Raw genomic sequence first — 13,664 nt, 5'->3', positions numbered from 1 at the left:
GGGCGGGGACCGATGGAATGTGATCACGGGGCGCTTCCGCTTACGCGGGGGCAGCTGGATATCTGGCTGGCCGAGGAAACTGGTCACGCCGATAACAAGTGGCAGCTGGGCATGCTTGGCCGAATCGAGGGTGTCATCGAGCATGACCTTCTCGAGCGTGCCGTGCGTCATGTGGTGCACGAGGCCGAGCCGCTCAGAGCCGTCTTTTCTGAACGTGATGGTCAGGTATTTCAGACGGTAGTTGACTATCCAGACATCGAGCTTGCTCGCCATGATTTAACGGGCTCTTCGGATCCCATGGCTGATGCCTATCGGGTAGCGTCATCGATCCGGCGTAAGCCGATGCCCCTCAGTGGCCCGTTGTTCACGTTTGCGCTGATGCAGGCGCGAGCTGACGACTTCTATTTCTTCGTGTGCTGTCATCACATCGCGACAGATGGAATCGGCATGGGTCTGCTGTGTCATCGGATCGCGGCCGTCTATTCGGCGATCGCCACCGATACACCGATACCTCCGCCGATATTTGGATCGCTACGGAGTCTCATCGACTGCGAATCGGAGTACGAGGCCTCCGATGACTACGTTGATGATGAGGCGTATTGGGCGAACTGTGGCCCGCTGGAGAGCGATGCACAACATGGCCTGGCGCCGGCCGCCGCACGTCAAACTGTCGAGTACGAGCCTTCTGCGCCAGTCCAGCTGGATCCGTCCGTTGTCGCCAAGACTCGCGAGTTGTCGCATGCGTTGGGGGTGCGTCGCGCCGCCGTGATCACGGCGGCATGTGCGCTGCTGGTGCACGGTGAGGTCGGTGGTTCGCAGGTCGTACTCGACTTTCCGGTAAGTCGGCGGGTACGCCCAGAAGCGCTGTTCGTGCCGGGAATGAGTTCCGGTGTTGTGCCGCTGAGGTTGACGATGTCGCCGGCGACCACGGTGGCGTCCTTCTGTGAACACGTCGATACGCGGATCCAAGAAGCGTTGCAGCATCAGAGGTTTCCGTTACGTGCCATCGAGAGCAAGACGGGATTCCAGCGCGGCGGGCAGGCGTCGCATCGTGCGGCCATCAATTTCATCCCCACCACCCGTTTGGCGGACTTTGCCGGAGCCGCGGGATCAGGGACCGTGACCCACACGGGGCTTGTGGATCAGTTTGGGCTGGTCTTCATCAAGAACGATGAAGAGTTGTTCCTGAGCACGTCGGGCGTGGGAGCCTTGTTCACCGACTGCGATGCGCGCGCTCTCGCAGACCGCTTCGAGCGGGTGCTGTCGGCGATGACCGCAGCTCCGGACCTGTCGCTTTCGGCGATCGATGTTCGTGATGAGGCCGACTGTCCTCCATTGGATGTGTGGAGCAATCGGGCGGCGTTGATTCGGCCGGTGCGCGAGCCGGTGTCGATTCCTGCGGTGTTCGCTGAGCAAGTGGCTCGTGATCCGCGTGCCGTGGCGGTCAGCTCAGACGGCAGTGCGATGACCTATCGCGGGCTGGATGCGGCAGCGAATCGCCTGGCGCACTTGTTGGTTGCTCATGGCGTGGGGCCCGGGCAGCGGGTGGCGCTGTTGTTCTCGCGGTCTGTCGAGGCGATCGTGGCGATCATGGGGGTACTGAAAACCGGTGCGGCGTACGTGCCCATCGATCCATCGGTGCCTGCCGCACGGATGGAATTTGTGCTGGCCGATGCCGGACCCGCTGTTGCCGTGACCACGGCCGATCTGGTGGATCGGTTGGACGGGCGCGGAGTGACGGTGATCGATATCAACGACCGCGCGGTGTATGGCCAGCCCAGCACTGTCTTGCCGGTGATGCCAGGCCCCGACGATATCGCCTATCTGATCTACACCTCGGGCACCACTGGAGTGCCGAAAGGTGTTGCCATTCCGCACCACAACGTGACGAGGTTGTTGGAGGCGATCGACGCCGATCTGGAGCTGACCCCGGGGCAGGTGTGGACCCAGTGCCATTCACTGTCCTTCGACTTCTCGGTATGGGAGGTATTCGGTTCCCTGCTCCATGGTGGGCGATTGGTGGTGGTTCCCGATGCCGTAACGCGCTCGCCCGAAGATCTCCACGCGCTGCTCGTCCGGGAACGCGCTGACGTGTTGAGTCAAACGCCGTCGGCGTTTTATGCCTTGCAGTCGGTGGATGCCGTGCTGCCGGAACATCAGCAGCTGGGACTGGAGGTGGTGGTGTTCGGCGGGGAAGCCCTGACGCCCTCGCGCCTCGGGAACTGGTTGGCCGATCATCCGGGGGGACCTCGGTTGATCAACATGTACGGGATCACCGAGACGACGGTGCACGCTTCGTTCCGCGAGATCACTGTTGCAGATGTGAACACAGCGGCCAGCCCGATCGGGGTTCCGCTGGCCGATCTGTCGTTCTTCGTTCTCGATGATTGGTTGCGTCCGGTACCCGCGGGTGCGGTCGGAGAGTTGTACGTGGCCGGTGCGGGTTTGGGCTGCGGCTATGTCGGCCGACAGGCGTTGACGGCGACTCGGTTCGTGGCGTGTCCATTTGGTGGCCGTGGTGCACGGATGTATCGCACCGGGGACCTGGTGTGCTGGGGTCTCGACGGGCAGCTGCAGTATCTGGGGCGCGCCGATGAGCAGGTGAAGATTCGTGGATACCGCATCGAACTGGGCGAAATCCAGTCGGTGTTGACGACATTCGGTGGCGTGGAGCAAGCGGTCGTGATTGCCCGGGAGGATCGTCCGGGAGACAAGCGTCTGGTCGGCTATATCACCGGCACTGCGGAGTCCACAGTCCTGCGTACCGCCATGGCGGAGCGGTTGCCGTCATACATGGTGCCCGCAGCGATTGTGGTCTTGGAAACCATCCCGTTGACGGTCAACGGCAAACTGGATAGAAGGGCCCTGCCCGCACCGGAGTACCGACACGCCGATCAGTTCAGGGCAGCGACCACTCCGACCGAGGAGATCCTGACCGGCATCTACGCCCAGATCCTTGGTCTGGACCACGTCGGTATCGACGACTCGTTCTTCGAACTCGGTGGGGACAGCATCCTGGCAATGCAGGTGTGCTCGCGAGCGCGTGCAGCGGGACTCGCGTGTCGACCGCGCGACATTTTTGTTCAGCAGAGTGTGGCCCGACTGGCCCGGGCCGTCGCTGTAACGAGCGGCGCCGAGGAGCCGATCGATGAGGGCCTCGGGCCGATTTTCGCGACACCGATCATGCGGTGGTTGAAGAGCCGGGAAGGCGCAGACGGGTCGATCCGTGAGTTCAACCAGACGGTGCTGGTGCAGGCGCCCGCCGACACCACTGAGGATGACGCCGTCGTCATGGTGCAGGCCTTGCTGGATCGCCACGCGATGCTGCGGCTGCGCGCGGATGACGACGGTACCGGCGGATGGTCGTTGACGGTGCCCGCGGCGGGTGCGGTGGACTCGCGTGAGTGCCTGCGCACGGTGGATGAGTTATCCGATGAGGCGCTGGCGGCGGCGCGGTCACGGTTGGATCCGGCCGCCGGGGTGATGCTGAGCGCGCTCTGGGTGGCATCCGTGAGGCAGCTGGTGTTGATCGTTCATCACGTGGCTGTCGACGGTGTGTCATGGCGAATCATGGTGGAAGATCTCAACATCGCGTGGGCGCAGCACCGCCGTGGCCAGCCGGTGGTCCTGCCGCCGACGGGTACATCGTTCGCGCGGTGGGCCGAACTACTGGTCCAGTCTGCGCGGCACCCGAAGATCGTGGAGCAGGTACAGGCGTGGCGGCGGACGGCGTCGGCCCCAGCAGTGTTGTCAGCGGTGCGTGCCGAGACGGATACCTACGAGAACGCAGGGCAGCTCTCGGTATCGCTGGACGCCGAGACCACCCGCGTACTGCTCGGCGAGGTGCCGACGGCGTTTCACGCCGGGGTACACGAGATCCTCTTGATCGCATTCGGATTGGCGGTGGCAGAGTTCGCCGGCAGCGTTGGCACGCCCATCGGTATCGACGTTGAGGGGCACGGACGCCACGAGGAATTGGCGGATCTGGACGGAGCCGCCGAGCGCTGTACGGATCTATCGCGCACTGTCGGCTGGTTCACCGCCAAGTACCCGGTGTCGTTGGCGCTGGGCGGGTTGCGCTGGGCCCAGGTCGTGGACGGTGACGTGGCGCTGGGGGCGGTGATCAAAGACGCCAAGGAGCAGCTTCGCACCCAACCGGTAGGCGTGTCCTACGGTCTGCTGCGTTACCTCAACACCGATGTTGACCTGGAATCGCCCGACCCCGCAATCGCGTTCAACTATCTGGGCCGCCTCGGCGGGGCGTCCGCTGACGCGTGGCGAATCTGCCCCGAGGGTCTGTCGTTGACCCGTGTCGCCGGGTTGGTGCCCACGGTGCTGGGACACAGCGTGGAACTCAACGCCGCCACTGTCGACACCGACACCGGGCCGCATCTGAACGCCGACTGGACCTGGGCGCTCTCGGTACTCGATCACACGCAGGTCGGCAGGCTGAGTCAACTGTGGTTCGACGCTCTTGCCGGTATCTGCGCGCATGTACGAAGAGGCGGAGGCGGATTAACTCCATCGGATGTGGCTCCTGCCGAGCTGAATCAGCGGCAGATCGACCAGCTGAGTCGGCAGCACCGCATCGCCGATGTGCTGCCGCTGACTCCCTTACAGCAGGGTCTGCTCTTTCATGCCGGCGCCGCACAGGGGTCCGACGATGTCTATGCGATGCAGCTGAGTATCGCGATGAGTGGGTCACTCGAGGCGGACCGCCTCCGCGATGCCGTTCATACAGTGGTGGGACGGCACCCACATCTGGCGGCACGTTTTTGCGAACAATTTGAGCATCCGGTGCAGATCATTCCCGTCGATCCCGAAGTGCCCTGGCAGTATGTCGAACTGGATGCCGACCGTGGCGCCGACGATCAGATCAGCGAGTTCTGTGCCGCCGAACGCAGGGCGGTGTGCGACCTCGAGAATCAGTCCGCAGTCCGGGCCGCGCTTATTCGCATTGCTGAAGACCGACATCGTTTCGTCCTGACCGCTCACCACATTGTGCTCGATGGGTGGTCGATGCCGATCCTCATGCAGGAGATCTTCGCCAGCCTCGGCGGACAGCGACTGCCCGCCGCCGCGTCATATCGCAGCTTTGTGACCTGGTTGACGGAGCGGGATCGTGCTAGCGCCCATGCAGCGTGGCGCGAGGCACTGGCCGGTCTCGACAGTCCGACATTGGTCGGCCCGGCCGGTCGAGAAGTATTGGGATACCGAGGCGTTGAATCCTTCCGGCTATCGGAGGCGACCACGCTGGCGATCGGGGACCTGGCGCGTTCGCATCACACCACCGCCAATACCGTGCTTCAGGGCGCATGGGCGTTGCTCCTGAACTCTCTGACCGGTCGGCATGATGTCGCCTTCGGCACGACGGTCTCAGGACGCCCGGCCGAGGTCCTCGGCGCGGAATCAATGGTCGGGCTGCTGATCAACACGGTGCCGGTGCGGGCGAACCTCACGCCGGCGAGCACCACCTCAGATCTGTTGCACCAATTGCAGAGTGCTCACAACGACACCCTTGAGCACCAGCACCTGGCGCTGAGCGACATCCACCGGATCACCGGTCAGGACAAGCTATTCGACACACTTTTGGTGTTCGAGAACTACCCGATCGATACCTCCGCGCCATTGAGTGTCGGCGGTCTGTCGATCACCGAATTCGGTTTCCGTGAGTCCAACCACTACCCGCTTGCCGTGCAAGCTCTACCGGGCCCTGAATTGGTTCTTCGTGTTGAATACGACACCGATATCTTCGATCTTGTTGCCGTAGAGGGTCTATTTGAGCGGCTGAAGACGATTCTGGCGGCGATGATGGCTGACCCTGGTCGCGTGTTGTCATCGATCAATCTGCTGGACGACGCTGCGCACGCCCGCCTGGACCAGTGGAGCAACCGGGCAGATCTTACAAAACCCGCAGGCACAGAATCTATTCCGGCATTATTCGCGCAGCAGGCGGGACGCACACCGGATGCGGTGGCAGTGACCTTCGAGGGCCGGTCGATGACGTACCGGGAACTCGATGAGGCCGCCGACCGGTGCGCGCGCGTACTGGCCCAACAGGGCGCGCGCCCGGGCGAGGTTGTGGCGCTGCTGTTCTCCCGCTCGGCGGAGGCCATCGTGGCGATCTTGGCCGTGCTGAAAACCGGCGCGGCGTACATCCCGGTTGACCCGGCGCTGCCGACTTCCCGTATCGAGTTCATGGTGGCCGATGCCATGCCGATCCTTGGTGTCACCACCGCGGAACAGCGCTCACGTCTAGACGGGCTTGACCTCACGGTCGTCGACATCAGTCAGGCAACGGGTACTGCCGCCGACGTCTGCTGCGGCACCGAGCTGGTGTCCCCGCACCCCGATGACATCGCCTACATCATCTATACCTCGGGGACCACCGGCGTGCCGAAAGGTGTTGCCATTGCGCATCGCAACGTTCCCGGACTCTTCGGCTCATTGGACACAAACGTTCCATCGGGACCCGGACAGGTATGGGCGCAGTGGCATTCCTATAGCTTCGATGTCTCGGTGTGGGAGATCTTCGGTGCGTTGCTGTACGGGGCACGCCTGCTGGTGGTACCCGAGGCGGTCGCCGCATCGCCCGACGATTTCCATGAGTTGCTTGTCGCCGAGCACATCAGTGTGCTGAGTCAGACCCCTTCTGCCGCCGGCATGATCTCGCCGCGCGGCCTGGACTCGGCGACATTGGTAGTGGCGGGCGAGGCCTGTCCACCCGAGCTTGTGGACCGTTGGGCGCCCGGGCGGGTGATGATCAACGCCTACGGCCCCACCGAGGCCACGGTGTACGCGTCGATCAGCGCGCCGCTTATCGCGGGCCCCGCGGTGCCGATCGGTGTACCGGTGTCGGGCGTGGCGTTGTTCGCGCTGGACGCGTGGATGCGCCCGGTCCTGCCCGGGGTGGTCGGCGAGTTGTATGTGGCCGGCCGCGGTGTGGGCCTTGGCTATTGGCGCCGTTCGGGTTTGACGTCGGCACGGTTCGTGGCCTGCCCGTTCGGCGAGCCCGGTGCGCGCATGTACCGCACCGGAGACTTGGTGCGGTGGGGTGCCGACGGGCAGCTGCAGTATCTGGGCCGTGCCGATGAGCAGGTCAAGATTCGTGGGTACCGCATCGAACTCGGCGAAATCCAGGCGGCGCTCGCCGCGCTCGACGGGGTAGCCCAGGCCGTGGTGATCGCCCGTGAGGACGTACCGGGTGATCAGCGCCTGGTCGGCTACGTCACCGGCAGCGCCGACCCGAGCCAGATCCGCGCTCTGCTGGCGGAGCGGCTGCCGAGGTACATGGTGCCAGCCGCGATAGTGGCGATCGATGCCGTGCCGCTGACGGTCAACGGCAAGCTCGACAGACGAGCGCTGCCCGTGCCGGACTACGTGGATGACGAGCACTACCGAGCACCGGCCAACCCGGTCGAGGAAATCCTCGCCGATATCTACGCCCGAGTTCTCGGACACGAGCGCGTCGGTGCCGACGACTCGTTCTTCGACCTTGGCGGAGATTCACTGTCCGCGATGCGTCTGATCGCCGCCATCAATGCATCGCTCAATACAGGTATCGCTGTGCGCGTCTTGTTCGACGCGCCCACGGTGTCCCAGCTGGCAGACCGTGTCGGTGGGGAAGAGGCTCGGCTGGCGCCGTTGGTGGCAGGCGAGCGGCCCGCCGTGCTACCGCTTTCGTTCGCTCAATCGCGCTTGTGGTTCCTGGACCAGTTGCAGGGTCCCTCACCGGTTTACAACATGACAGCCGCGTTTCGGTTGGACGGGGAGCTGGATGCCGATGCGTTGGGTGCGGCGCTGGCGGATGTGGTGGATCGTCATGAGAGCCTGCGCACTCTATTCGCGGCTCCCGGCGGTATCCCCCGCCAAGTGGTGGTGGATCGGGGGAACGCCGACTTCGGCTGGGAGATCATCGATGCCGCCGACTGGAACGCGCTGCAGATCCAGCGTGCCGTGGATGCCGTGTCGTGGCACGCTTTCGATCTGTCCGCCGAAGTACCCATGAAAGCAAGGCTTTTCCGCGTCTCCGCGGACAAGCATGTGCTGGTGGTGGTGGTGCACCACATCGCCGCCGACGGTTGGTCGATCGCTCCATTGGTGGCCGATTTGGGGCTCGCCTATGCCGACCGGTGTGGCGGGCGTGCTCCGGGTTGGGCCGACTTATCAGTGCAGTACGCCGATTACACCCTGTGGCAGCGAGCGCAATTCGGTGACCTTGAGGACAGCGACAGCCGTATCGCAGGGCAGCTGGCGTACTGGGAAGGCGCGTTGGCTGGGATGCCGGAACGCATCGCGCTGCCCACCGATCGGCCGTACCCGTTGATGGCTGACCACCACGGGGCGACGATCGCGGTGGACTGGCCCGTGGAGTTGCAGCGACAGGTTGCGCGGGTGGCTCGCGAACCCAACGCGACCAGCTTCATGGTGGTGCAGGCGGCGCTGCTGGCGCTGCTCGCCAAGCTCAGTTCCAGTTCTGATGTGGCGGTGGGCTTTCCGATCGCCGGGCGTCGCGATCCCGCTCTCGATGAGCTGGTCGGCTTCTTCGTCAACACGTTGGTGCTGCGGGTGGACCTGGCCGGGGATCCCACCGTTTCCGAGCTTCTGGCCCAGGTGCGTGCTCGCAGCCTGGCCGCCTATGACCACCAGGACGTGCCCTTCGAGGTACTTGTCGAGCGAATGAACCCGACTCGCTCCCTTTCTCATCACCCACTGATTCAGGTGGCGCTGGCGTGGCAGAGCATCGGCGGACATGACATCAACGATTCAGCGGCCAATGTGGCATTGGGCGATGTACGCGCCACCCAGATGCCGGTGGAAACACACACGGCGCGAATGGATCTGAACTTCTCGCTGGCCGAACGCAGGACGCCGACCGGCGAGGCGGCCGGAATCGGCGGGACGGTGGAATTCCGCACCGATGTGTTTGACGCCGACTCAATCCGTACGCTGGTCGCTCGTCTCCAGCGCGTTCTGACGGCCATGACAGCAGAGCCGGCGGCGAGGTTGTCGTCGGTTGAGGCACTCGATGACGCTGAGTACTCCCGATTAGCGGCGCTCGGCAACCACGCGACCTTGTCGCGTCCGGCGCCGAGGGCGGTGTCGATTCCCGGGCTCTTCGCTGAGCACGTGACGCGCGCCCCCGAGGCGGTCGCGGTGACCCACGGCCAGAATTCGTTGACGTACCGCGAACTTGACGATGCCGCGAACCGATTGGCGCACGTACTGATCAAGCGGGGAGTGGGCCCGGGACAGTGTGTCGCGCTGTTGATCAACCGGTCGGCTGAAGCCATCGTGTCGATCCTCGCGGTCCTCAAGACCGGGGCGGCGTATCTGCCCATCGATCCGTCGGTGCCGGATGCGCGGTTGGAGTTCGTGCTGGCGGACGCCGCGCCGGTCGCCGTGGCCACCACCGCCGAGAGGGCCGATCGGCTACGTCGGGATGGCTTGGCGATCATTGACGTGGACAGCGTCGATGCCGACGCTGTGGAGGTGCATCTCCGCGAGGCACTACCCGCACCGGGTGCGGACGATATCGCCTATCTGATCTACACCTCGGGCACCACGGGCGTGCCCAAGGGTGTTGCCCTCAGCCATCACAACGTGACGCAGTTGCTCGAGTCGCTCGATGCGGGGCTGCCGCACCCCGGAGTGTGGTCGCAGACCCACTCGCTGGCCTTCGATGTCTCGGTCTGGGAGATCTTCGGTGCCCTGCTGCGGGGCGGGCGGGTGGTGGTGGTTCCCGAGGAGGTGACCAACTCACCCGACGATTTCCATGCGTTGCTCGTCCGCGAACGGGTCCGTGTGATCACTCAAACACCCTCTGCCGTCAGAGTGTTGCCGCGGGAAGGCCTGGAGTCGGCGGCATTGGTGGTAGTTGGTGAAGCCTGCCCACCGGAGGTGGTCGATCAGTGGGCACCCGGGCGGGTAATGATCAACGCCTACGGTCCCACCGAGACCACCATGTGTGTGGCGATCAGTGCGCCACTACAGGCAGGGCGGGGTGTGCCCATCGGCTCGCCGGTGCCCGGTGCCGCGCTCTTTGTGCTCGACGAGCGGTTGCGCCCTGTCCCGTCCGGGGTGATCGGCGAGCTGTACGTGGCCGGTGCGGGGTTGGGATACGGCTACGTGGGCCGGACCGGCTTGACGGCCGCGCGGTTTGTGGCGTGTCCCTTTGTCGGCGCGGGAGCGCCCGTGCAGCGGATGTATCGCACCGGGGATCTGGTGTGCTGGGGTGCTGACGGACAACTGCAGTATCTGGGCCGCGCCGACGAGCAGGTCAAGATCCGTGGCCATCGCATCGAACTTGGTGAGGTGCAGGCCGTTTTGGCGAGCCTCGAGGGCGTCGAGCAGGCAGTGGTGATCGCGCGCGAGGATCGTCCGGGGGACAAGCGGTTGGTCGGCTACATCACCGGGACCGCCGAGTCTGGCGAGTTGCGTACCGCGATGGTGGATAGGTTGCCGTCATACATGGTGCCCGCGGCGATCGTGGTCTTGGACGCCATTCCGTTGACGGTCAATGGAAAACTCGACTTCCGGGCTCTTCCCGCTCCTGACTACCGTGACCGCGACCGGTATCGCGCCCCGGCGGATGCCGTCGAAGAGGTTCTCGCCGATATCTACGCTCAGGTCCTCGGACTGGATCGAGTGGGCGTCGACGACTCCTTCTTTGATCTTGGCGGCGACAGCATTCTCTCGATGCAGGTGGTGGCGCGGGCCCGAGTTGCCGGCCTGGTGTGCCGTCCGCGCGATGTCTTCGTCGAGCAGAGTGTTGCCCGGCTGGCGCGGGTGGTCGATGTGGCCGCAGATTCACGCGGCCCGATTGATGAAGGGGTGGGGCCGGCAATGGCCACGCCAATCATCCAGTGGCTGAGTGATGTTGACGGTCCGACTGGTGAGTTCAATCAGACCGTGTTGCTGCAGGCTCCCACAGATGTCACCGAGGATGACGTCATAGCGGTAGTGCAGGCCTTGCTGGATCGCCACGCCATGCTGCGGCTGCGCGCCGAGGACGACGGCGTCGCCGGGTTGTCGTTGACGCTGCCCGAGCCGGGCGCGGTGGGCGCGCGAGGCTGCCTGCATGTGGTGGAAGCGTTGTCCGACGAGGTGTTGGTAGCGGCGCGATCGCGGTTGAATCCGCCCGCCGGAGTGATGCTGAACGCGCTGTGGGTAACTGCCGCCGCCCAGCTGGTTCTGGTGGTACACCACATGGCGGTCGATGGCGTCTCATGGCGAATTCTTCTGGAAGACATCAATATTGCGTGGGCACAACGTCGTGTCGGGCAACCCATAGCGCTACCGGCCGCCGGGACATCGTTTCGGCGCTGGGCCGAATTGTTGGACGCGTATGCGCGGCATCCTGAGGTGGAGCGGCAGGCGCAGACGTGGCGCCAGGTGGCGGCGACCGCACCGGTTCTACCGGCGGCACACCCCCAGATAGACACCCACGAGAGTGCGGGACAGCTGTCGGTATCGCTCGACGTCGAGACCACCCGGATGCTGCTCGGCGAGGTTTCTACCGCGTTTCATTCAGGGCCACAAGACATTCTGTTGATCGCATTTGGTCTCGCGGTAGCTGAATTCTCAGGTACCGGAGCCTCGCCAGTCGGCATCGACGTCGAGGGGCACGGACGGCACGAGGATCTAGCCGCCGAGGTCGATCTGTCGCGCACGGTCGGGTGGTTCACCGCCAAGTACCCAGTGGCGTTGACACTCGGCGGACTGCCCTGGGCCCGTGTGGCGGCCGGGGATGTCGCGTTGGGCGCGGTGATCAAGGGCGCCAAAGAGGAGCTCCGATCGCTGCCGGATCCGCTGACCTACGGGCTGCTGCGCTATCTGAATGCCGACGTCGATCTGGACACGGCCGACCCAACGGTCGCCTTCAACTATTTGGGTCGACTGGGGGGCGCCGGTACTGAGCCATCCGATGATCTGTGGCGGATCTCCACGGAGAGCATGTCGTCGACCGGGGCGGCCGCAGCGATACCCATGCCGTTGACGCACACGGTGGCACTGAACGCGGGCACCCTCGACACCGATATCGGCCCACAGCTACAAGCCAATTGGACCTGGGCGTCGTCGATGTTCGACTCTGCCCAGATCACCCGTCTGAGCCGGCTGTGGTTCGAGGCGCTGGTCGGCATCTGTGCACACGTGCGGCAGGGTGGGGGCGGACTGACCCCGTCGGATATCGCGCCTGCCCTGCTCAGCCAGCGACAGATCGACGAGTTGGAGCAGCAGTATCGGATCGCAGATGTATTGCCGCTAAGTGCATTACAGCAGGGTTTGATCTTTCACAGCAGCGCAGGAAATGGGCCTGAGGATCTCTATGTGGTGCAGCTCGACATCACGGTCGACGGGCCACTTGATCAGCACCGTCTGCACGATGCCGTGCAAACGGTGGCGCGTCGCCACCCGCACCTGGCAGCGCGGTTCTGCGAGCAGTTCGACCAACCGGTGCAGGTCATCCCCGCCGATCCCACTGCGGGGTGGAGATATGTCGATCTGAGTATCGACACCGAGGTCGAATTCCTCAGTGCCGAAACGGAAGGGCGGGTCCAGCGGGAGTGCGCCGCCGAACGTGCCGCGGTCTGTGATCTGTCTGACCCGCCGGCTTTCCGGGTTGCCTTGATTCGCATAGGGCACGATCGGCACCGATTTGTGCTCACCAACCACCACATTGTCCTCGATGGTTGGTCGCTGCCAATCCTGCTGCACGAGATTTTCGCCGGTTATCGCGGGCAGCGGTTGCCCGCGGCCACTCCGTACCGGAGTTTCATCGGCTGGCTGGCAGACCGGGATCACGCGGGGGCCCAGGCGGCCTGGGGTGAGGTGCTCGCGGGTTTTGACACACCCACACTCGTCGACTCGCGGCAGAAATCGGTGCGCGGGTATCGGGGCGTGCGGGCGCATCGGGTGTCCGAACAAACCACCCGAGCAGTTGGTGAACTGGCGCGATCGCAGCACACCACCGTCAACATCGTGTTGCAGGGCGCCTGGGCGCTGCTGCTCACCTCATTGACCGGTCACCACGATGTCGCCTTCGGCACCGTGGTCTCCGGGCGGCCGGCGGAGGTGGTGGGCGCGGAATCGATGGTGGGCCTGATGATCAACACCGTGCCGGTGCGTGCGGATATCACCCCACAAACGACCACCGTCGATCTGCTTGATCAATTGAAGCGCTCCCATGCCAAGACCCTGGAGCATCACCATTTCTCGCTCAGCGAGATTCACCGCATCGCCGACCACGATCGACTGTTCGACACGCTGTTCGTCTTTGAGAACTATCCGGTGGATAGCGGCGCGTTGTCAGGCGTGGACGGGATCACAGTCACCGACATCACCAGCCACGAATCGACCGATTACCCGCTGACGATGCAAGCCATACCCGGTGAAGAACTGCGGCTGCGTATCGAATACGACACGGCGGTTTTCGACGCTGCCGATATCGAAGCCCTCGCGCACCGTGTCGAGGCGGTGTTGGAGGCGATGACCTCCGATCCGGGCCGGTCCCTGTCGGCGATAGAGATGCTCGACGGAACGGAGCGTGCCCGGCTGCAGCGGTGGGGTAATCGAGCCGTGCTGAAACGTCTCCCAGCGCCGGCGTCGGTGCCGCAGCTGTTTGCCGCGCAGGTGGCGCGTATGCCGGAGGCGGTGGCACTGGT

At 64.4% G+C, this 13,664-nt stretch carries 1 protein-coding gene (running past one end of the window); it reads left to right on the top strand.

All coding sequences use genetic code 11. The features are described 5' to 3' along the window. Nucleotides 1-12: 12 nt before the first annotated feature. A protein-coding gene (locus B4394_RS08120) for a non-ribosomal peptide synthetase (protein ID WP_078314693.1) crosses the window boundary here: on the top strand, nt 13-13,664 show its 5' portion. The gene runs 10,747 nt beyond the window's last position; only the first 13,652 of its 24,399 coding nucleotides appear in the window; its start codon is at nt 13-15; its stop codon lies off the right edge, out of view.

The organism is Mycobacterium sp. D16Q16 (assembly GCF_002013745.1).
Classification (GTDB): domain Bacteria; phylum Actinomycetota; class Actinomycetes; order Mycobacteriales; family Mycobacteriaceae; genus Mycobacterium.
This window is presented reverse-complemented; position numbering and strand designations above follow the sequence as displayed.